The organism is Tardiphaga sp. 841_E9_N1_2 (genome assembly GCF_051811065.1).
In the GTDB taxonomy this organism is placed as follows: Bacteria; Pseudomonadota; Alphaproteobacteria; order Rhizobiales; family Xanthobacteraceae; genus Tardiphaga; species Tardiphaga robiniae.
The window spans coordinates 1,679,039-1,700,725 of the sequence record NZ_JBPWQC010000001.1 but is presented as its reverse complement, the minus strand read 5'-3'; the positions used below and the strand labels follow the sequence as shown (position 1 = coordinate 1,700,725).

At 62.6% G+C, this 21,687-nt stretch carries 20 protein-coding genes; 7 read left to right on the top strand and 13 right to left on the bottom strand.

Features of this window, described 5'->3' with window-relative positions:
* Positions 1–60: 60 nt before the first annotated feature.
* The gene (locus tag AB8A50_RS08105; protein ID WP_089263988.1) at positions 61–360 is read right to left on the bottom strand and encodes a hypothetical protein; all 300 of its coding nucleotides are present in this window, start codon (positions 358–360) and stop codon (positions 61–63) included.
* A 126-nt stretch (positions 361–486) separates the two neighbouring features.
* Positions 487–1,170, bottom strand: a complete 684-nt coding sequence (locus tag AB8A50_RS08100; RefSeq protein ID WP_089263989.1) for a DUF2161 domain-containing phosphodiesterase — start codon at positions 1,168–1,170, stop codon at positions 487–489.
* A gap of 126 nt (positions 1,171–1,296) precedes the next feature.
* Between AB8A50_RS08100 and AB8A50_RS08095 the strand changes: the two genes are divergently transcribed.
* Together AB8A50_RS08095 and AB8A50_RS08090 are read left to right on the top strand one after the other, a co-directional pair.
* On the top strand, positions 1,297–1,776 hold the full coding sequence (locus tag AB8A50_RS08095; protein ID WP_439077362.1) for an MgtC/SapB family protein: 480 nt from the start codon (positions 1,297–1,299) through the stop codon (positions 1,774–1,776).
* Between the two features lie 264 nt (positions 1,777–2,040).
* Positions 2,041–4,146 carry a DEAD/DEAH box helicase gene (locus AB8A50_RS08090; RefSeq protein WP_439064028.1) on the top strand — a complete coding sequence of 702 codons (2,106 nt, stop codon included), beginning with the start codon at positions 2,041–2,043 and terminating at the stop codon, positions 4,144–4,146.
* 141 nt (positions 4,147–4,287) lie between these two features.
* Here the strand turns inward: AB8A50_RS08090 and fabG are convergent, their stop codons facing one another.
* The 4 genes from fabG to AB8A50_RS08070 all read right to left on the bottom strand — a co-directional run bounded on the left by fabG (position 4,288) and on the right by AB8A50_RS08070 (position 8,206).
* Positions 4,288–4,968 (bottom strand): 3-oxoacyl-ACP reductase FabG, encoded by a 681-nt coding sequence (gene fabG / locus AB8A50_RS08085; RefSeq protein WP_439077361.1) that lies wholly within the window; start codon positions 4,966–4,968, stop codon positions 4,288–4,290.
* A 12-nt stretch (positions 4,969–4,980) separates the two neighbouring features.
* Positions 4,981–6,198, bottom strand: a complete 1,218-nt coding sequence (locus AB8A50_RS08080) for a multidrug effflux MFS transporter (protein ID WP_439077360.1) — start codon at positions 6,196–6,198, stop codon at positions 4,981–4,983.
* Positions 6,199–6,244: 46 nt separating this feature from the next.
* The gene (locus AB8A50_RS08075; protein ID WP_439079937.1) at positions 6,245–7,348 is read right to left on the bottom strand and encodes an MFS transporter; all 1,104 of its coding nucleotides are present in this window, start codon (positions 7,346–7,348) and stop codon (positions 6,245–6,247) included.
* A 270-nt stretch (positions 7,349–7,618) separates the two neighbouring features.
* Positions 7,619–8,206, bottom strand: coding sequence for a TetR/AcrR family transcriptional regulator (locus AB8A50_RS08070; protein ID WP_068736841.1), 588 nt, complete (start codon positions 8,204–8,206; stop codon positions 7,619–7,621).
* Positions 8,207–8,405: 199 nt separating this feature from the next.
* Between AB8A50_RS08070 and AB8A50_RS08065 the strand changes: the two genes are divergently transcribed.
* From AB8A50_RS08065 to AB8A50_RS08050, 4 genes are all read left to right on the top strand, one after another.
* Positions 8,406–9,614, top strand: coding sequence for an efflux RND transporter periplasmic adaptor subunit (locus AB8A50_RS08065; RefSeq protein ID WP_093758336.1), 1,209 nt, complete (start codon positions 8,406–8,408; stop codon positions 9,612–9,614).
* 126 nt (positions 9,615–9,740) lie between these two features.
* On the top strand, positions 9,741–12,971 hold the full coding sequence (locus AB8A50_RS08060; RefSeq protein ID WP_093758337.1) for an efflux RND transporter permease subunit: 3,231 nt from the start codon (positions 9,741–9,743) through the stop codon (positions 12,969–12,971).
* 194 nt (positions 12,972–13,165) lie between these two features.
* Complete coding sequence (locus AB8A50_RS08055; protein WP_093759064.1) at positions 13,166–13,873, top strand: GrlR family regulatory protein; 708 nt, start codon at positions 13,166–13,168, stop codon at positions 13,871–13,873.
* Between the two features lie 81 nt (positions 13,874–13,954).
* Positions 13,955–14,806 (top strand): tetratricopeptide repeat protein, encoded by an 852-nt coding sequence (locus tag AB8A50_RS08050; protein WP_439077359.1) that lies wholly within the window; start codon positions 13,955–13,957, stop codon positions 14,804–14,806.
* A 5-nt stretch (positions 14,807–14,811) separates the two neighbouring features.
* Here the strand turns inward: AB8A50_RS08050 and AB8A50_RS08045 are convergent, their stop codons facing one another.
* Positions 14,812–15,273 carry a ClpXP protease specificity-enhancing factor SspB gene (locus AB8A50_RS08045; protein WP_439077358.1) on the bottom strand — a complete coding sequence of 154 codons (462 nt, stop codon included), beginning with the start codon at positions 15,271–15,273 and terminating at the stop codon, positions 14,812–14,814.
* Positions 15,274–15,413: 140 nt separating this feature from the next.
* Here AB8A50_RS08045 and AB8A50_RS08040 point away from each other — a divergent pair, with 140 nt between their 5' ends.
* The gene (locus AB8A50_RS08040) at positions 15,414–15,695 is read left to right on the top strand and encodes a hypothetical protein (protein ID WP_089263998.1); all 282 of its coding nucleotides are present in this window, start codon (positions 15,414–15,416) and stop codon (positions 15,693–15,695) included.
* Positions 15,696–15,712: 17 nt separating this feature from the next.
* Here AB8A50_RS08040 and AB8A50_RS08035 read toward each other — a convergent pair whose 3' ends face one another.
* From AB8A50_RS08035 to AB8A50_RS08010, 6 genes are all read right to left on the bottom strand, one after another.
* The gene (locus AB8A50_RS08035; RefSeq protein WP_439077357.1) at positions 15,713–16,330 is read right to left on the bottom strand and encodes a lysostaphin resistance A-like protein; all 618 of its coding nucleotides are present in this window, start codon (positions 16,328–16,330) and stop codon (positions 15,713–15,715) included.
* A gap of 162 nt (positions 16,331–16,492) precedes the next feature.
* A complete protein-coding gene (locus tag AB8A50_RS08030) occupies positions 16,493–17,521 on the bottom strand; it encodes a Bug family tripartite tricarboxylate transporter substrate binding protein (RefSeq protein ID WP_089264000.1) in 1,029 nt (342 codons plus the stop codon).
* The gene (locus tag AB8A50_RS08025) at positions 17,514–18,653 is read right to left on the bottom strand and encodes a mandelate racemase/muconate lactonizing enzyme family protein (RefSeq protein WP_439077356.1); all 1,140 of its coding nucleotides are present in this window, start codon (positions 18,651–18,653) and stop codon (positions 17,514–17,516) included. Before AB8A50_RS08025 ends, AB8A50_RS08030 begins: the two co-directional genes overlap by 8 nt.
* A gap of 7 nt (positions 18,654–18,660) precedes the next feature.
* Complete coding sequence (locus tag AB8A50_RS08020; RefSeq protein WP_244558280.1) at positions 18,661–19,614, bottom strand: hydroxyacid dehydrogenase; 954 nt, start codon at positions 19,612–19,614, stop codon at positions 18,661–18,663.
* 1 nt (position 19,615) lies between these two features.
* Positions 19,616–20,521, bottom strand: a complete 906-nt coding sequence (locus tag AB8A50_RS08015; protein WP_439077355.1) for a fumarylacetoacetate hydrolase family protein — start codon at positions 20,519–20,521, stop codon at positions 19,616–19,618.
* Between the two features lie 16 nt (positions 20,522–20,537).
* A complete protein-coding gene (locus AB8A50_RS08010) occupies positions 20,538–21,677 on the bottom strand; it encodes a mandelate racemase/muconate lactonizing enzyme family protein (RefSeq protein ID WP_089264004.1) in 1,140 nt (379 codons plus the stop codon).
* Between the last annotated feature and the right edge of the window lie 10 nt (positions 21,678–21,687).

The following is a 21,687-nucleotide window of genomic DNA, read 5'->3' as shown; positions in this document are numbered from 1 at the left end:
GCCTCGTGGTGAACGAGGCCTTTTTTGCGACTGCGGGGAGGGCTGTGAGCGCCCTCAAAATCAGATGCGCTTGTCGTTGCCGAATTTGCGCGTCACGCGACGTTCCACGACCACCGAACGCTGAGCGCCTTGCTCGCCCGCGATGACGCGGGTGACGCGTAGCGTGCCAGTCGAACGATTCGCCTTCTTCACTTCGGCCTGCACGGCGTCGAACGGCATGCCCATTAGCGACGCGGCGATCTCCGCCTGCTGGTCGAGATCCTCGGTGATACCCATCGCGGCGAAGATGGCTTCTTCCAGGGTCGGGGGATCGCGTCGCACACGCCGCGTTCCATATTTCGTGTTCCAGTCTTCGCTCATCGCTCGCCTCAGTGTTGATTTGCGATACCTAAGGGAGCTGTTGTTGCATTGCAATATGGAATTACCGCGACAAAGCAGCCATGCAAACTTGTTCCCGGAAAACGAGAAAGAGTTTGATCGGTAGCTTTACGACAAAGCGGATGGCGGGGCGGTATCCCGTTGGGGTTGCGGCCAACGTTTCAGCGCCGCGTAACCCGCATCGGTGAGCGCGTAGGTGCCGCGCGCCGGACTTTCGAACCAGCCATAGACGTTGCGATGCAGGATCTTCTGCGCATCCGGATAATCCGGCGTGAGCTCACGCACCTTGCGCGGACCGACGACGAGCATCGCTGCGCAAGCGAGCGCCTGCTGACGATAGGCCGTCATGATCGGCGCGCGCGTGCTGCCGCCAAGGGCAGGATCGCCTTGACGTTTCTTGTGTTCGGTAACGAGGCGTGAACGCTTCTTCGGATTGCGTCGGGGCGCGACAGTGGCAGGCGCGACGAGAACCTCGACACCGCCGGCTTCCGTAATTCCGAGCATGCCGAAACCGAGTCTGCGGCACAGGTTGCGGTAGCGCGCATCGCTTTCGCGCCCCTTGCCGCGGATGGAGAGCTTGGCGGCGACCCAGACTTCATCACAGGCGCCGGCGCGATCGACAGCCTGCAGGATCAGTTCGAGATTGAAGCTGAGCTTGAGCTCGCCGATCACGACGATTGGCGGATCATCGCCATTCAGCGCCACGAGATCGCAACCTGATATCTCGCCTTTGACGGTAAAGCCAAGGCCTTCGAGGAAGCGTTTCACCGGGAGGTAGAGCGAAGTTTCCAAATCGAACGTCCAAGTCGAAGTCCATGAGACGATGCGTCGCTGCAACCGCGACTCACCGGCGGAGTTTATCCGGGTTGGCCCGCGGCGACACCCGAGGGGCTTTATCCCTGTGCGATCGGAGACCCGGTGAAGACGCTTCTGGAAATGTCGGACAGCTTTGGTCTGTTGCCGCATCTGATCGCCATGTCGATCGCCTATGTTCTGGCGCTTCCCATCGGCTGGAATCGTGAGCGCGCCGAGCGCAGCGCCGGGCTGCGCACCTTTCCGCTGGTGGCGCTTGCCACCTGCGGCATCGTCCAGGCGACCGAGGGATTTCTGAACGGTCATCCCGAAGGCACGGCGCGCATCATCGAAGGTCTGATGACCGGCATGGGATTTATCGGCGGCGGCGCCATTTTGAAAGACAATGGCTCAGTGCGTGGTACCGCCACTGCAGCCAGTCTGTGGGCAACCGGCGCAACTGGCGCTGCCGTGGGCCTCGGCGCCTATGACGTGGCGGTCGTCATCTCGCTGTTCACCTTCCTGACTCTGTGGCTCCTGGTGCCATTCAAGCAGGAGGGGCCAAAGACGGAAGAGGACGTTACAAAGCCTCCAAGCGAAATTTGAGCGACAAAATACCGGTGCTGGCGCAATTCTGTGAGGGTTAACCTCATTTAGCCTGATTTCGCCGGCACATGGCAGCAATGATTGGCCTTTTGCTGCGAAGCAGCGTAAAGCTCCGTCGATCCCGATACGCACCGGACTCCTGGACCCGACGTGACCGCCAACTGAAGGGCGGCAGATTCGTTTCCGTTTGGTCCCAAGTATTGATCCCGTGGATCCCAATGAGTCCGACCGCGACGCGGTCCGCTGCAAGCAAGGTTTACATCTGTGTCATTTCTCTCGACTGGTCCGTCGCTCGCCCGCGCGTTGGCTGAGCGCAACTACAATGAATCCACCCCCGTCCAGGCCGCCGTCCTCGCTGACGATGCTGTCGGTCGCGATCTTCTCGTGTCTGCGCAGACCGGCTCCGGCAAGACCGTCGCTTATGGTCTGGCGATTGCCGAAAATCTGCTCGAAGGCGCGGAGAAGCTGCCGAAGGCGGGATCGCCGCTGGCGCTGATCGTCGCGCCGACGCGCGAACTCGCGCTGCAGGTGCATGGCGAACTGACCTGGCTCTATCAATATGCCGGCGCACGCGTCGTTTCCTGCGTGGGCGGTATGGATCCGCGCAAGGAGCAGCGCGAGTTGGCCGCAGGCGCGCACATCGTTGTCGGTACGCCCGGGCGTCTCTGCGACCATCTGCGTCGCAACCGCCTCGACGTCTCCGAACTGAAGGCCGTGGTGCTCGATGAAGCCGACGAAATGCTCGACATGGGCTTTCGCGAGGACATGGAGTTCATCCTCAAGACCACGCCGGCATCCCGCCGTACGCTGCTGTTCTCGGCGACGCTGCCGCGCGGCATCGCCAATCTCGCCAAGCAGTATCAGCAGCAGGCCTTCCGCGTCGAAGTCGCAGGCACCGAAGGCGGTCACTCCGACATCGAATATCGTGCGATCCGGATTTCGCCGAACGACGTCGAACACGCTGTCGTCAACGTGCTCCGCTATTTTGAATCGCCGAGCAGCATCGTGTTCTGCAACACCCGCAATGCGGTGAACCATCTGCAGACCGTTCTGCTGGAGCGCGGCTTCTCGGTCGTCGCTCTGTCGGGCGAACTGTCGCAGAACGAGCGTACTCACGCGCTGCAGGCGCTGCGCGATGGTCGCGCACGGGTTTGCGTCGCCACCGACGTGGCTGCGCGCGGTATCGATTTGCCCAATCTCGGTCTCGTCATTCACTCCGACCTACCGAACGATCCGGAAGTGATGCAGCATCGCTCGGGTCGTACTGGCCGTGCCGGCCGCAAGGGCGTCAGTGTTCTCTTGGTGCCACCATCGCGCCGTCGCCGCGCCGAGATGCTGCTCAATCTCGCTGGCACGGATGCCGTCTGGGGATCAGCGCCGACCGTCGAGGAAATCCGCGTGCTCGATCAGCAGCGCATGCTGCAGGATACGTTGTTCACTGAAGAGTCCACCGAGGACGATCTGACGCTGGCGCGCGCGATGCTCGCCGAGCGTTCGGCCGAGGAGATCGCAGCGGCGCTGGCGCGGCTGTATCGTTCGCGTCTTCCGTCGCCGGAAGATGTGCAGGATCCCGGCACGTTCCGCGGTCGCGAGGATCGCCCCGGCAGCCGTCGCCGGGACGAAGAAGGCGCTCCGGTCCGCAAGACCCCGAAGAAGAGCGAACCGATGGGCGAGGGCGCCAAGTGGTTCCGCGTCGCCATCGGCCGGCAGAAGAATGCCGAAGCGCGTTGGTTGCTGCCGATGATCTGCCGTCGCGGCGGCATCGAGAAGGCCGATATCGGCGCGATCAAGATCTATGACGGCAATTCGGAATTCGAGATTTCGGCAGCCGCGGCTGAGAAGTTCGCGACCATGATCAAGCGTCCGGACAAGGAAGACAATATCCACATCGAGCCGCTAGCTAACGGTCCGGAAGGCGCGGTCGCATCGAGCCGCACGGCGCCGGAAGATCGCGACTATTCCAACAAGCGCCCGCGCAAGCCCAGCTTCAGATCCGATGGCGACCGTCCGGACTTCAAGGACAAGGGTGCCTATAAGGAGAAGTCCTGGAAGGACAAGCCGAAGAGCGACAAGCCTTACCAGGGCGACAAGCCGCGCTACGAGGGCAAACCGCGTTTCGACGACAAGCCGAAGTATGAAGGCAAGCCCAAGTTCGACGGCAAGCCGAAATACGATCCGGTGCGCGCCGACAAGCCGGCTTATGCAAAGCCCCGCAGCGAAGACACGCGTTACGAAGGCAAGCCGAAGTTCGAAAAGAAACCACGCGCGGACAAGCCGCCCTACGTCGCCAAGGCCAAGCGCGATGGCGGTGCGCCAGCTGCCAAGCCGGCTTTCGGCAAGAAGAAAAAGATCTGGGGCAACGCCGGGTAGTCTGGGCTCCGACCTCATGGTGAGGAGCGCGCTACTTTAGCGCGCGTCTCGAACCATGAGTTGGTGATATGCAATCATCCTTCGAGACGCGGCCAAGCGGCCGCTCCTCAGGATGAGGGCGGAGCGTGGGACAAATAGTGGCTAAACCCGTCCGCTTACCGGCAGCAGCGCGCCGGTCAACGCACTCGCCGCATCGCTCGCCAGGAACAGGATCACGCTGGCGAGTTCGTCCGGCGTGACCCACTTTGAAAAATCGGCATTGGGCATATCGCGGCGGTTCGCGGCTGTGTCGATCGTCGACGGCAATACGGCATTGACCGTGACCTTGCCCTTCAGCTCGGCGGCGAGCGTTTCCGTCAGCCGATGCACGCCAGCCTTCGAGGCGGCGTAAGGCCCCATGCCGGCGCCGGCCTGTAGCGCACCCATCGCACCGATATTGATGATCCGTCCGGCCTTCGACGACGTCAGATGCGGGATTGCCGCGCGCGAGGCATTGAGAGCCGTGAGCAAGTTGAGCCGATGCATCGTCTCCCAGCTCTTGTTGTTACCGTCGGCAATATTCTCGAAGGTGAATGCGCCGGCGATATTGATCAGCACGTCGATCTTGCCGAATTGTTTGACCACTGCAGCGATGGCGGCGTCGGCTTGCGCGGCATCGGAGAGGTCGACGCCGCCGATCTGCAAGCGATCTGGCGTTGAGGCCGGCGTCTTGGCGGAATGGTCGATGGCGGCAATGGTTGCACCGCTCTTAACGGCGCGTTCGAGCACGACCTGACCCAGCGCACCGGACGCTCCGGTGATGACGACGATCTTTCCGTTCATGGGGTACTCCTGTTACGCGCGATGATCCTGCCCGGAATTGGCCTTGGGTAATAGCCACAGATAGATCGCGCCGGCGGCGAGCGCCATGCCGGCCATCAGGCCGGTCATCACCAGCGCCGGATGCCCGAACGGTTCGAACACCGCGATCATGGCGCTGGCGAAGGCGCCCATGACCATCTGCATACATCGCATCACGCCGGCTGCCGCACCTGCCACATGCGGCAGGTTCTGCAAGGCTTCGTGGTTGGTGCTCGGTGCAAGCAGGCCGAAGGAAAAGATCGTGAGCGCCATCAGCGGCATCAACGACAGCGTCGTGATGGCGCCGGCAGGCACCAAAGCGACGGCTACAACAGCGCTGGCGATCATCAGCAGCAGACCGGCCATGATGATCTTGCGTGAGGCCACATGGCGGCGGCTCAGGCTTCCGCTGATCAGCGAGGCAACCAGCACGCCGCAGGAGGTCAACCCGAACAGCAGCGCAAACATCGTGGTGGAGAGACCGAGGCTGCCGATCAACACGGATGGCGCGCCCGAGATGAAGGCGAACATGCAGGCGAAGGCGAAGGCGTAGAGCAGGGAGAAGCCGACGAAGACGCGATCGGACAGCACCATGCGATAGCTCTCGATCAATTGCTTAGGGTTGAGCGAACGGCGTTTCTCGACCGGCTGGGATTCATCGAGGCTGATGGCGCCGACGATCAGCAGGATAAGTCCGACGGCGGCCTGGGCCGCGTAGATGGTGCGCCAGTCGCTGACGGTCATCACCCAGCCGCCCAGCACGGGCGCGATCATCGGCGCGATGCCGAGGACCGCCGCGATCTGCGACAGCTTGTGGCGCGCCGTGCCGTGTTCGAACAGGTCGCGCACGATGGCGAAGGGCAGGATGGCGCAAGCGCCTGCGGCGAGGCCCTGCAGCAATCGAAACACGAGCAGCACGGTGAAGGATGGCGCGAGCGCGCAGGCGCCGGCCGCGATCGAGAACAGCAGCAGCCCATCCAACAGGGTCGCACGACGACCGAAGCGATCAGCCAAGGGACCGCAGATCAGCGGCGAGATCGCAAAGCCCGTCAGGAACAGGCTGAGCGTCAGCGGCCCGCGTCCTGCGGCGTCGGCGAAACTCGCCTCGATCGCCGGAAGACCCGGCAATCCCATGTCGATCGACAGAGGGGGTAATGCGGTCAATGTGCCCAGAAAGGCAGTGAAGGCGAAACTGTCGCGCCTGAGGGCCAAAATCGATTCCTTGAAAATGCGAAAAAGTGTTTACGCGGTCGCGGCGCTATTCTGCCGGACTGATCTGCGCCGGCAAGATCCGGCGGTCAATGAAGCTGCTCAGCGTGAGCCCGAGCCCGGCCATGGCGACGAGCGCTGCGAGCAGCGGAAGCTGCGCGTAGTGCATGCCGGCATTCAGCGCGACGCCGCCGATCCATGCGCCGGTGGCGTTGCCGAGATTGAACGCGCCCTGGTTCAGGGTCGAGGCGAGGTTCGGCGCGTCCGTGGCCGCATCGACCACCCAGATCTGCAGCGGCGAGACCAGCGCGAAGGCGATACCTCCCCACAGGATCAGCAGCGCGAGCGTCGGCAGCGCCATGTGCACCACATGCGCAAGCGCGCCGAGCACGATGACGAGACAGATGAATGCACCGATGATGGTCGAGAGCAGGTTGCGGTCGGCGAGGCGGCCGCCGATCAGATTGCCGATGGTGAGACCGACGCCGATCGCCAACAGTGCGCCAGTGACACCGTGTGGCGTCAGGCCGGTGACCTCTTCGAGCAGTGGTGTGATGTAGGTGAACAGGCTGAACATGCTGACTGAAGCCATGGTCGAGATCAGCATCGGCAGCAGCACCGGCCAGCGGCCGAGCGCGCGAAACTCTTTCGCCAGTCCGCCGCGTGTGCCCGGCATGCCCGATGGAACGAAACGCGTGATCGCGAGGAACGCAACGATACCGATCACCACGACCGCCCAGAATGCCGCACGCCATCCGGCGGCCTGTCCCAGAGCTGTGCCGAATGGCACACCGAGCACATTGGCCAGCGTAAGGCCGGCGAACATCAACGACACCGCTTGCGTGCGCTGCTCACGTGGCACCAGATTACTGGCAACGACGGCGCCAATTCCGAAGAACGCGCCATGGGCAAACGCAGTGACCACACGTGCGGTCATCAGCAACCAGTAATCCGGCGCGAGGGCGCAGCCGAGATTACCGATCGTGAACAGCGCCATCAGAGCCAGGAGAGCAGTCTTGCGCGGGATGCCTGCGGTCGCCATTGCCACGATGGGTGCGCCGATCACGACGCCCAATGCATAACCCGACACGAGATAGCCGGCTTGCGGGATGGTCACCGACAGGCTGCGCGCGACGTCGGGCAGCAGGCCCATGATGACGAACTCGGTCGTGCCGATGCCGAAGGATGCCGCAGCCAATGCGAGAATAGGAAGGGATAGTCGGATAGGTATTCTCCTAAGCGGAAATATTGCGATGCAATATCAGGAGATGTGCCACGACCTCAGCGATTTGGCGACCGCCTCGCGGGGGAGGCAGCATTGCGCACCTCGGTCATCAAACTGTCGAGAGGCGTTTCGATGGAGCGGCTGTCAGCGGACAATAGGCCGGCTGTGCGATCTCGGCATAAAATGCAGGCGGACGGCTCAGACCGGAGGCCAGCTGCGCATGGCCATGTCGGCGAGTTTTCGCAATTGCTCGCGCGGTGCGCCGCCTGCGGCTTGCACGGCCATGCCCTGCAAGATGGCAGACACGTAGCGCGCGAGATCGCCGGCATCCGCGTCGGCTGGCAGATCGCCTTCGGCGAGGGCGCGTGTGAAGCGAAGGCGCAGATCGTCCTCGCTCTTCGAGCGACGCGCCATCAGTTCCTGCTTGATCGTCTCCGCGGCATCACCGCAGCAGAGGGCGCCCTGGACCGCGAGACAACCGGGATTCCTGGGATCAGTCACCGCCTCAACGGATTCGTAGAGGATATGTTCGACCGCTTCGCGGGCCGTGGCCTTCTCCAGGCCGGTGCGGAAATAGCCGCCGGGGCCATCGACGTAGCGATCCAGCGCCTTGCGGAACAGATCTTCCTTGTTGCCAAACGCTGCATAGAGACTGGGCTTGGTGATGCCCATGGCTTCGGTGAGGTCGGCCATCGACGCGCCTTCGTAACCCTTGCGCCAGAACACATGCAGCGCGAGGTCGAGGGCCGTGTCGGTATCGAATTCACGAGGACGTCCCAGTGCCACGACGGGCCCTCCAAAGTTTTCTACCGTTCAGTAGATAAGTCTCTTGACAGTGGATGTCGATAGTCCATCTATACCGGACGTTACGAATGTGTGCGTTGCAGCGAGGTGCCCGGCGGGACCGGCCAGACGCGGAATGTACAGCTTAGCTACTGAAATGACAGGGCTTTACAAGGCCCACGCAGATTAAATGGGGTTCACAATGGCACATAATCTCCCTCGCAAGATCGCTTTTGGCGCCGGAATCGCATTGGTGGCGGTCGCCGTTGGCGGCGGCGCGGCGCTGATGAATCTGTCCAGCGTAGCGGCTCAAGCCGAGTCCGGCGCGGTTGTTCCCGCTGCTGTTCAGGCTTCGGTCGCCTTGGTGGAAGCCAAGGCTACGGCGCCTTCGGACGAGTTCTCGGGCCGCCTTGAGGCCATCGAGCGCGTCGAGATTCGCTCCCGCGTCGCAGGCGCCGTCCAGGAGATCCACTTTCGCGAAGGCGCGCTGGTCAAGAAGGACGACCTTCTGGTGCTGATCGATCCGGCGCTCTACGCCGCCGACGTCGATCGTGCCCAGGGACAGGTGTCCGCGTCGCGGGCGCGCCTGATCCTGACCAAGGCCGATTTCGACCGCGGTCAGCAACTGACCAGCTCCAGCATCACCCAGCGCGACCTCGACAATCGTATCAATGCGTATCGTGAGGCCGAAGCCAACCTCAAGGCTGCAGAAGCCGCGCTCAAGACCGCCGAGCTCAATCTCAGCTACACCGAAGTGCGCGCGCCGGTCGCGGGCCGGGTCGGCAAGGTGGAGATCACCGTCGGCAACCTGATTTCGGCCGGCCCGTCCGCGCCGCTGCTGACGACGCTGGTCTCGGTCAATCCGATCTATGCAAGCTTCAATGCCGACGAACAGGTGGTGTCGCGCGCGCTGAAGACGCTGGCAGACGAGAAGACGCCGGGCGATATCGATCGCATCCCGGTTCACATGACCACCGTCACTGATAGCGCACCGGTGAAGGGCCGCATGCAGTTCATCGATAATCAGGTCGATCCGCGCAGCGGCACGGTGCGGGTGCGTGCGATGTTCGACAATGCCGATGGCCGGTTGATGCCCGGCCAGTTCGCGCGGCTCACAATGGGCCAGCCGAAGGCAGAACAGACGCTGCTGATTAGCGAGCGGGCAGTTGGCACCGACCAGAACAAGAAGTTCGTCATGGTGGTCGATGCCAAGGACAAGGCGCAATATCGCGAAGTGATCCTGGGGCCCTCGGTTGATGGCATGCGCGTGATCCTCAACGGCCTCAAAGCCGGTGAACGGATCGTCGTCAACGGACTTCAGCGCGTGCGGCCGGGTGTGACCATCAAGCCGGAGATGGTGGCGATGAACGCCGCGTCTCTCGTCTCGATCAAGGCCGTTGCGCAGAACTGATAACGACCGCCCTGTCCGCAGGGGGGCAGGGCGCACTTCCCAATACACAGCACGTCATCGAGGTCGAGCAATCGGCCGCGCGGGGCCATTGTGCCCCGCAGGTCTGGATCATCACGGAATAGCGCCATGAACTTTTCAAAATTCTTTATTGATCGTCCGATCTTTGCCGGCGTGTTGTCGACGGTGATTTTTCTCGCCGGCCTGTTGTCGATGCCGGTGCTGCCGATCTCCGAATATCCGGAAGTCGCGCCGCCGACCGTGGTGGTGACAGCGAATTATCCCGGCGCCAATCCAAAGGTGATTGCGGAAACGGTCTCGACGCCGATCGAAGAGCAGATCAATGGCGTCGAGAACATGCTTTATATGAGCAGCCAGGCGACCACCGACGGCAGGATGACGCTCAACGTCACCTTCCGCCTTGGCACCGATCCCGACAAGGCGCAGCAACTGGTGCAGAACCGCGTCTCGCAGGCCGAGCCGCGCTTGCCGGCGGAAGTGCGCGCGCTGGGCGTGACGACGATCAAGAGCGCGCCAGACCTCACCATGGTCGTTCACTTGCTGTCGCCGAACGACCGCTATGACATGACCTATCTGCGTAACTACGCCGTGCTCAACGTCAAGGATCGCCTCGCGCGCATCGAAGGCGTCGGTCAGGTTCAGCTGTTCGGCTCGGGCGACTACTCCATGCGCGTCTGGCTCGATCCGCAGAAGGTCGCCGAGCGCGGTCTGTCGCCCGGCGACGTGGTGCGTGAGATCCGTGCGCAGAACGTGCAGGCGGCAGCGGGGCAGGTGGGCGGTTCGCCCAATGAGCCAGGCCTCGATCTACAGCTCTCCATCAATGCACAGGGACGCCTGCAGACCGAAGAAGAGTTCGGCGAGATCATCGTCAAGAACGGCGACAATGGCGAGGTGACGCGGCTGCGCGACATCGCCCGTATCGAACTCGGCGCCGCCGACTATGCACTGCGCTCGCTGCTGAACAACAAGTCCGCAGTGGCGGTTCCGATCTTCCAGTCGCCCGGCTCGAACGCGATTCAGATTTCCGACAACGTGCGCAAGACGATGAAGGAGCTGAAGGAAAACATGCCGGACGGTGTCACCTACGACATCGTCTACGACCCCACGCAATTCGTTCGCGCCTCGATCGAGGCGGTGATCCATACGCTGCTCGAGGCCATCGCACTGGTGGTGCTCGTCGTCATCCTGTTCCTGCAGACGTGGCGAGCCTCGATCATCCCGCTGATCGCCGTGCCGGTATCGGTGGTCGGCACCTTCGCCGTGATGCATGTGTTCGGCTTTTCGGTGAATGCGCTGACGCTGTTCGGCCTCGTGCTGGCCATCGGCATCGTCGTCGACGACGCCATCGTCGTGGTCGAGAATGTCGAGCGCAATATCGAGCGCGGGCTCGATCCGAAGAGCGCGGCCTATCAGGCTATGCGCGAGGTGACCGGCCCGATCATCGCGATCGCGCTGGTGCTGGTCGCGGTGTTCGTGCCGCTGGCCTTCATCACCGGCCTGACCGGGCAGTTCTACAAGCAGTTCGCGCTGACGGTGGCGATCTCGACTGTGATCTCGGCCTTCAATTCGCTGACACTGTCGCCAGCACTCGCCGCGCTGCTTCTGAAGGGCCATGACGCGCCGAAGGATGCGTTGACGCGCTTCATGGACAAGACGCTCGGCTGGTTTTTCGTCCGCTTCAACCGCTTCTTTGCCAGAAGCTCCGACGCTTATAGCGGCGGCGTGAAGCGCGTCGTCTCGCGCCGCGCGGCGGTGATGGGAATCTACGTTCTGCTGATTGGCGTCACCGGTTATCTGTTCCACGCAGTCCCGGGCGGTTTCGTGCCCGGTCAGGACAAGCAGTATCTGGTCGGGTTTGCGCAGCTCCCCGACGGCGCTACGCTGGATCGTACCGAAGAGGTGATCCGCCGCATGGGCGAGATTGCGCAGAAGGAGCCCGGCGTCGAGAATTCGATCCAGTTTCCGGGCCTGTCGATCAACGGCTTCACCAACTCGTCCAACTCCGGCATCGTCTTCATCGGTCTGGATGCGTTTGACAAACGCAAGGATCCGAGCCTGAGCGGAAATGCCATTGCGTTGTCGCTGAACAAGAAGTTTGCCGGCATTCAGGACGCCTTTATTGCCATGTTCCCGCCGCCGCCTGTGTCGGGTCTTGGCACGATCGGTGGCTTCAAGCTGCAGATCGAGGATCGCGCCGGTCTCGGCTATGAGGCGCTGAACGACGCCACCAAGGCTTTTATCGGCAAAGCAATGCAGCAGAAGGAGCTGGCCGGTCTGTTCTCAAGCTATCAGATCAATGTGCCGCAGCTCTATGCGGATGTCGATCGCACCAAAGCGCGGCAGCTCAACGTGCCGGTTACTTCGGTGTTCGACACGATGCAGATCTATCTCGGCTCGCTCTATGTGAACGACTTCAACAAATTCGGTCGCACCTATTCGGTGCGCGTCCAGGCTGACGCCAAATTCCGGGCGCGGGCCGACGATATTGGCCAGTTGAAAGTTCGCTCCGACAGCAACGAGATGATCCCGCTCTCGACGCTGCTGCGCGTTAAGGAAAGTGCAGGGCCGGAGCGCGCCATGCGCTACAACGGCTTCCTATCGGCCGACATCAATGGCGGCGCGGCGCCCGGCTATTCCACCGGCCAGGCGCAGGACGCCGTGGCGCGTGTCGCCAAGGAGACGCTGCCCAAGGGCATCGACTTCGAATGGACTGAACTGACCTATCAGGAAATCATCGCCGGCAATTCGTCGCTGATCGTGTTCCCGGTGGCGATGCTGCTGGTGTTCCTGGTGCTCGCCGCGCAATACGAAAGCCTGACACTCCCATTGTCGATCATCATGATTGTGCCGATGGGCTTGCTGGCGGCGATGTTCGGCGTCTGGTTGACCAAGGGCGACAACAACGTCTTCACCCAGATTGGTTTGATCGTGTTGGTGGGTCTGTCGGCGAAGAACGCCATCCTGATCGTGGAGTTTGCCCGCGAGCTGGAATTTGCCGGGCGGACACCGATCCAGGCCGCGATCGAGGCCAGCCGTCTGCGGTTGCGGCCGATCCTGATGACGTCGCTGGCCTTCATCATGGGCGTCGTGCCGCTGGTGACGTCCACTGGCGCAGGCTCGGAGATGCGTCATGCCATGGGTGTCGCGGTGTTCGCCGGCATGATCGGCGTCACGGCCTTCGGCATCTTCTTCACGCCGATGTTCTATGTGCTGCTGCGCGCCATGGCAGGCAACCGTCCGCTGACCCAGCATGGCGAAGCGACGGTCGATCAGGCGGCGCCGCTGGCACCGGGATCGCACGAAGCGGAATCGCGCCCGCACGCCACGTCGCATTCGTAACGCCCGGGACCGGGGAAGGAGACGCCTGATGAGGGCTGCTGGTCCACGAATGCGCCGTTTCGATCCATTCTAAGGCGAGGAATTGCGTAGCCTGCGTCCAAGGCTGTTGGAATCGCCCCCAATTGGCCGGGTGCGCTTTCCTCCACTGCACATCTTCCGCTACAATGCGAAAGGCACTGCAGGGGAATGACGGGTTGCGGACGGGCTTCTACAAATGCGAATACCGGGTTGATGAGGCGGTCGGTCGCAGTGTGATGTTTGTCGAGCATGGCAGCATGCTCGGCGGCAATTCCGCTTTTGCCCATATCGGCAGCTATGAGCTCCGGGGTGACGAGGTGGTGGCGGAGATCGAGAGCCGCCGCCACATGAACGATCCCAACTATCCCTCGCTGCTCGGCCAGGATGTGGCGACCATCAGCGTCACCGGCCGGCCCTATGGTGACACCTATCGTTTTCAGGGTTCGTCGCCGCAAATGCCGGGTGCGAAATTCGAGTCGGTCATGACGACGATCGATGACGGCGAGATGCCTCCGGCCGGACCGATCGGTGCGGGTGGCATCGCCAACGGGCTGTATTCGATCCATCTGCGCACACTCGACGGCATCGATGGCGGGCTCAACGGCGTGATGCTGCTGCATGACGGCCGCATCCTCGGCGGAGACGCGTTCTTCTATTATCTCGGCGCCTATTCCTCCGCGGACGGACGCTGGAAGGGCGAGATGCTCAATCAGGAACACACGCCGGCAAAGGGCGAGAACCCTGTCTTTGGCGGCCATGAAATCGGTATCGGCTTTTCCGGCACCTGCGACGAAACCGGTGCCGAACTGGAAGCCACGGCGCTGGCCGGCAAACGGAGCCTGCGGTTGCAGGCAGTGCTGAAGCTGATCCGCAAGGCCGTGTAAGTTCCAGGCTGGCGCACGGCTTGATGGGGTGCACGCCTGTCCGTAATGTCACCGGCGAATGACACAGGTGGCGACAAATCCATGACCCAGCGTATCGGCGCGACCGCTCTGATCTGTTTGCTCGGCGTCGCCGCCGGACTGGCTGTGCTGTCCGCGCCAACACGCGCGCAGGCCCAGTCCGCCGATCTGGTTCTGTGCGATCGCCTCGCGGCCGATCCTGCCGATCCCGACAAGCCGGCCGATGTGAAGGGCGTGGCCGATATTGCCAAAGCCGATATTGCCACCGCCATCAAATTCTGCCGGACCGCGTCCGGCGGGTCGCGCCGTGCGATGTTCCAGCTCGGGCGTGCTTACGCGGCCAATGCGCAGGCAGCTGAGGCGCTCGCGGCATGGCGCAAGGCGGCTGACAAAGGCAGTACCTCGGCCATGGTCGAACTCGGTGTCGCCTATGGCAACGGAACCGGCGTCGCGCGCGACGAGGCGCAGGCGCGCAAACTGTTCGAGCGTGCGGCTGAAGCCGGCAATCCGCGTGGCGTCAGCAATCTTGCGGCACTATCCGGAGGCGCAGGCGCGGGTTCAGACCCGGTGCGCGCACGGCAATTGCTGGCGAAATCTGCAGAGACCAATGCCGAAGCACAGTATCAGCTTGGCATGATGCTGTCGGAAGGCATCGGCGGCGCGAAAGACGATGTTGCGGCACGCGGCCTGTTCGAGAAGGCGGCAGCACAGAACCATGCGGGCGCGTTGGAGCGCATGGGCGCGTTCGCGCAAAGCGGCCGCGGTGGTGCGTCGGATAAGGATGCCGCGAAGGCCTATTATGAGAAGGCCGCAGCGCTCGGCGACGACGATGCGAAGAAGGCGCTGGAGCGCATCAAGTGCCCTTATGTGCTCAAGGACAAGCGCGGCAACGTGGTCAGCAATATGTGCTTCTGATCAGCCTAGCCTGACTGCGGTCTGTCGCAGGCGCGCGCCGGCGTACCCACGTCGAATTCGCGCCGGTCATTCACCGACGGATCAACGAAATAGGTGACGGCGTTGAACGGCACCGTGACGCGCGACTTGATCCCCTTGAACCACAGGTTGACGCTGAAGCGATCCGCGGTGACGTTCAGTCGTTCGAACTGGTGCTGCAGCACGAACGTCATCTCTTCGGGATATTTGGCGCGCTGGGCATCGGGCACGATGACGCCGTCGAACGCGGTTTTAAAAGTGATTTCGTAATAATGACGGCCGCGCAGACCGCGTCTAGCGACGTCGGCAAGCGTGGATCTCACCTCGGCATATTGGGTGAGCGGGGCGGTGGTGCAGGGCTGTTGTGCTGCCGCGTGTGATGTGAGCGCGGCCAGCATCATCATGGCAACGGCGAGGGTGCGGAGGTCGCGAGGCAAGGATGGTGTCATGATCCTTTGTCGCGGCGGCAGCGGGCGGGTTCATGGGGCTGCGACAGCGATTTGCCGCATGCGTCCGCAACCATTTGTTTGAAATTGGCCGCCTAAACTCCCGACTCTGAGTCGCCTTTTGCGTTTCCCTGGAGCCGCCTGTGAACGAGAGCCTGATCGCCATCTGCCAGTTGTTTCTGGTGCCGCTGACCATTCTGTTTGCCGCGGTGGGGGTGGCCAATGCGCGCTTCGTCAAGCTGTTGGTGTGTTTGCTAGGCGTCGGTCTCGCCGGCCTCTGGCTCTATCGCATCTATCTCTGGACCGGCCTGTCGGTGATCGATCGCCGCACGGCCTACGGGCTCGCGGGAGCCTTTGCGCTATGCTGGGTGCTGACGCTGCTGCATCAGATCAAGAGCAGCTTCGGCGGCGGATACGATCGCTAGGCTCAGGCAAATCTGAATCAGGCCAGCCCGAGCGAGAAGGCCAGCGTGCCGATCGCGGCATGCGACAGGATCACCGGCCAGATGTTGCGCATCCGCAGATAGGCGAAACCCCAGACGATGCCGACCAGGAACGTGTTGAGCAACAGGACGCTGTCGCCATAGGCGACATGGATCAGCGAGAACACTGCTGCGGAATAGATCACATAGGTCCAGGGCCTGACCTGCAGCCGATCGGTCATCAGTTTCGGTATAGACCGGCACACGACTTCCTGGCAGGGGCTCGAGACCAGGACATAGAACGGCGCGAAGCTGAGCCAGACCGGCGGTTTGTGGTCGAAGGTCAGAAAGCGGGTCTGCGCCACCATGGCTGCCGCGATGCCTGCCGTGATCGCGGCACAGAACAGCCAGTGCCTGATGTCAGAGGGACGGCTGAGGCCGAGTTCCGCGACCGAGAAGCCGGCCAGAAGGCACAGCGCGATGCACAGCACGGACACCAGCAGCAACGCGGGAATGCGATATTCGAACGGCAGAAAGCCCCAGTGAATGGCGAGACCAGGCGCCAGCAGCAGCGCGGCAAATCCCGGCAGTGGAGCGATCAATCGCCATTGGAATCGTTGCTGTCGTAAAACCGTCATGATGTTCTTTAGCGGACATCATGCGGTGTTTTAATGGCAGAGCGGTCGTGCAAGCCGCTATAGACGAAAGCGTGATCGGCAACATGGTGACACGCGTCGGCCAAAGCGGCGCGTTTTGAACGTCGGTCAACGGCAATGCCGGCGGTGGATCACCACGGCCGTCTATTCCGGTTTGATACCAGCGTCTTTCACGACCCGGGCCCATTTCTGGATCTCGGTCTTGATCTGATCGGCGAATTGCGCGGGCGTGCCGCCAACGGGTTCTACGCCCTGGTCGATGAAGCGACGCCTGACGTCGTCCTGTTTCAGGATCGCATTCATCTCGGCATTGAGCTTGCGCACGATCTCCTCGGGCATGCCCGCGGGACCGACGACGCCGAACCAGACATTGACCTCATAGCCGGCCACGCCGGCATCCGAGACGGTGGGAATGTCGGGTGCGAGTGTGGATCGCGTCTTACTGCTCACTCCAAGGGCACGAAGCTTCCCGCCGTTCACTTGCGGCAGCACGTTGGGCGTGTTGTCGAAGGCGACATCGATATGGCCGCCGAGCATGTCGTTCACCATCGGTGCGCTGCCCTTGTAGGGAACGTGCACGATGTCGATCCGCGCGAGACTCTTGAACAATTCCATCGACAGATGGTTCGACGAACCGATACCGGTCGAGCCGTAGCTGACCTTGCCGGGATTCTTGTTGGCGTAGTCGATCAGCTCCTTGACCGTATTGATCGGTAGTGACGGCTTCACCACCAGCAGGTTCGGTGTCTGCCCCGCAAAGACCAGCGGCGTGAAATCCTTCACCGTGTCATAGGGCAGGTTCTTGTAGATGCTCGGATTGGAGCCGAACGGAAAGGCGACCCCGAGCAGCGTATAACCATCGGGGGCGGACTTGGCGACGGCTTCGGTGCCGATCAGCGTGCCGCCGCCGGGCCGGTTCTCGACCACCACCGGAACGCCCCAGGCGTCCTGCAGTTTCTGCGCGAAGATCCGCCCGAGCGTGTCGTTGAAGCCGCCGGGCGGATAGGGGACGATGTATTTGATCGTCTTGCTTGGAAAGGTCTCGTTTGCGGGCGCGGTCGCCTGCGCATGAACACAGGCGGTGCCGGCCAGCAGGAGAATGAGTGTGCGGCAGGCGAAGTGAACGAGACGCGAGGCGCGCAGTACAACTTCAACCTGTCGCGAATCAGACATAGCAGGGACCCTCGATCAATGGATGAGCGTTGATGAAGGCTTCGTCGATCTCGACGCCAAGGCCTGCGATCTCCGACGGCGCAACGCAACCATTGGCGTCAAGCTTGTAGGGAATGCCGCCGACTTCATCGCGGAACGGGTTGTGCTTGGCGACGTCACCTTCGAAGTAACCGGGGTCCTCGACGGCGGCGAGCACGTTGATGGTCGCGGCCATATTGATCCCGGTCGCCGAGGTGTGCGGATTGAACGACAGCTTCCACGCCTGAGTCATGCCGGCGATGCGCATGGACTCGGTGACTCCGCCGGTCTTCGACAGATCCGGCTGCACGAAGCTCACGGCGCGATCCTCGATCAGGCGATTGAACTCATAGCGCGTGAAGTGGTTCTCGCCGGCAGCAAGCGGCGTCGACCCCATCGCGGCGGCGGCCTGATAGGAGCGATAGTCGAGCGCCGGGAACGGCTCCTCGAGCCAGCCGATCTGCAGATCGTCATAGGCCGGCATCACGCGGCGGACATCGTCGAGCGTATAGCCGGTGTTGGCATCGACCAGGATTTCGATGGCATCGCCAACGGCCTTGCGGACGGCAGTGGCGCGGGCGACGTCGTCACGCGGATTGTCGCCGACACGCAGCTTCACCGCGCGGTATCCTTTCGCGATGTAACCCTGCGCTTCCTCGGCGAGCGACTCCGGCGCCTGCCAGCCCAGCGAGATGCCGCCGGCATAGGCCTTGATCGGCTTCGACGCACCGCCGAGCAGTCTGTAGAGCGGCCAGCCGGCTGCCTTGGCGCGGATGTCCCACAGCGCCAGGTCGAGACCGCTCAGCGCCATGGCTGCAGCATAACCCATGCCATGGCTCGACAGCTGCATCTGATAGACGCGGTGCCACACGCCGACGACATTCATCGCGTCCATCCCGATGACGAGTTCAGCGATTGTTGTGTCGATAAGCTTGGCGATCGCACCCGGGCAGCGACCGTGATGCGCTTCGCCCCAGCCTGTAACGCCGTCGTCGGTCGTGACCTTGACCAGCACGGCGTCACGCTTGACGGCGCGGCCGATACCGAGGCGGACATTCTGTCCCTGCGGAACGCGATAGGAAATCGGAACGGCTTTGATTGCAGTAATCTTCATGGGAGCCTCACGCTGCCTTGTGACCGGGATTGACGAGATTGAGCGGTTGTTCGCCGCGCAGGATGCGCAGCATTTCTTCGGCAGCGCCGATGGCCATGCTGCGGCTGCTGCTGGCGGTAATCGCCGCCGAGTGCGGCGTCAGCAAAAGGTTGGGACAATCGAATAAAGCGTTATCCGCGGGCAGAGGCTGGATGTCGAACACATCGAGTGCCGCGCCACCAAGTTTGCCGGCCTTGAGCGCGGTGATTAGCGGGGCGCTCTCGACGACGGCGCCGCGCGAAACGTTGACCAGAACTGCATCGGGTTTCATCTGGTCGATGCGCGCGGCATTGACGAGGCCGCGCGTCTCGTTGGTGAGCGCGCAGCAGATCACGAGGGCATCGCTGCGAGCGAACAGCTGATCCAGCGATACTTCCTCGACATCGGCGGGCAGCGATCCCTTGCGCCGAGATGTCCCGATCACCTTCATGCCAAAGCCTTGCCTAGCGATCTGCGCGACACGGCGACCGATGGTGCCGACGCCGAGAATGCCGAGCGTCGAGCCGTTCAGCTCGATAAAGCTCTCGGCGGTCGCGCGCGATGCACCCCATCCCTTGTCGCGCATCAGCGCGTTCATGAGATGAATCGGGCGGCGCTGATGCAGCAGTGCCGACATCGCATATTCCGCGACGGCACTCGTATTGCTGCCCGGTAGATTAGCGACCGCAACGCCGCGTGCCGTAGCCGCATCGACGGGGATGAAATCGAGGCCGACGCCGTGACGGACCATGCCCTTCAGGCGCGGCGCGTGATCGACGATGTCGTCGGGCAGTTTTGCGCGTACGATGATGCCGTTGGCGTCTTTCGCCCATGCGCGCAGCGTGTCCGGCTTGGTATCGGGCGCCGTGATCAGCCGCGCATGCGGCGACAGGATCGCTTCGCCATCGGCATGCATCGGGTTAGTCAGGAGAACGGTGGGCATGTCAGGCATCGAAAGCCGGTCCTTCGGTAATGGGATTGGCGAGCTGGCCAAGTCGCTCGACACTGGCGGTCACGGTCGAGCCGGGTTTCAGCCAGGCCGGTGGCCTGTGCATGGCCGCGACACCAGCCGGTGTTCCGGTCGCAATGACGTCGCCAGGCTCAAGCGGCCCGCGATGCGACAGCCAGGACACGAGGTCGGCAACGCCGAAGATCATGTCCTTGGTCGATCCCTTCTGCAGTACCTTGCCGTCGATGGTCAGCGACACCTGCAGCGCCTGCGGATCGGCGATCTCGTCAGATGAGGCGAGGAACGGTCCGAACGGGCCGAAACTCGAAATGTTCTTGCCACGGTCGAAATGGCCGTCGGCCTTGATCATTTCGCTGGCGCTGATGTCGTTGAAGCAACCATAGGCCGCGACGCATTCGAGTGCTTGTTCCTTCGAGACATTCACGGCGCGCTTGCCGATCACGGCGGCGAGTTCGGCCTCATAGGTGACGCCGCCGATCCCTGCGGGCAGGATGATCGACCGGCCGGCGGCACTGACTGTGCGCGCAGCTTTCATGAACAGGACTGGTTCGGATGGCGGGACGATGCCACGTTCGGCAACCGCGTCGCGATAGTTATGAGCAATCCCGAAGATGCGCCGCGGCGCGGGGAGCGGCGCCAGCAACGTCACTCGGTCCGCAGTCAACCGCGCGGCATCGGCCAGCCCGTGAGCCGTGATGATACTGACGACCTTGCCAAGACCTGCGTCGAGAAACGCCTGAATTTGTGGTGCTATGCCGTTGAGGCCCACCCGCATCGCCGGGTGAGCCAGATCGATGACAATATCAGTCGGACGCGTGGCGTCGCCCACAAGGACGCCGGCGCGTGTCAGGCCGGACTCGACGAAGGTGACAAACTTCATGCGTGCGTCCTCGTCATCACGCTACGCGATACTTGTCGATCACCGCGCGGTCGACCTCGACGCCGAGGCCTGCGCCGGTCGGGACAGCGATGACGCCGTTGACCTGCTGGATCGGTGTTTTCGCGAGATGGTCGCGGAACGGGTTTTCTTCCTGTTCAAATTCGAGCATCGGCGGCATCGGGAACAAGCTGGGCGGCTGGTTCGGGATCGAGGCGAGGAAGTGGATCGTGGCGGCGAGGCCGACCACCGAGCCCCAGGCATGCGGCACGCATTCGACGCCATGGGTGCTGGCGAGCGCTGCGATCTTCTTGCATTCGGTGATGCCGCCGGCGGCGCAGACGTCCGGCTGCACGATGTCCATCGCCTTGCGCACGATGGCGTCGCGAAATCCCCAGCGGGTGAATTCGTTCTCGCCGCCGGCGACCGCCATGTCGAGTGCGCGGGTGACTTCGATATAGCCGTCGATATCCTCCGGCGAAATCGGCTCCTCGAACCATTCGATATCGAGCTCTTCGAGCTTGCGGCCGAGCTTGATCGCTGCGGGCACCGTGAGGCAGTGATTGGCGTCGACCATCAGCTTGATGTCGGAGCCGATGGCTTCGCGCACGGCCTTGACGCGCTCATAGTCGCGCTTGATGGAGCCGAGGCCGATCTTCATCTTGATCGCCTTGAAGCCGGCCTTCTTGTAACCGACGGCTTCCTCGACTGCTTCATCGACAAGACGTTCCATGTCGGTGAAGTATAGGCCCGTCGCATAGCAATCGACTTCGGTGCGGAAGGCGCCGCCGATCAGCTTGTGCACCGGCTTGTTGCAGGCCTTGCCGATGATGTCCCAGAGCGCGATGTCGATGCCGCTGATGGCGGCGATCGACATGCCCTTCGGGCCATAGTCCTTGATGCGGTTGTAGAGATCTTCCCAGATCACCTCGACATCGAAGGGATCGCGGCCGATGACGCGCGGCGCCAGCTGGGTGTCGATGAAGGCCTTGGCGACAGCGGAGGGGCCGTAGCATTCGCCCCAGCCGACGATGCCGTCGCTCGTTTCGATTTCAACGAGGCAGGTGCCACGCGTCTTGTAGAGCCAGCCGCGTGACGACGTGAACGGACGCTGCACGGGAGCGGCGACGACATGGCAGGTGATCTTCTTGATATTCAATGTGGTGTCC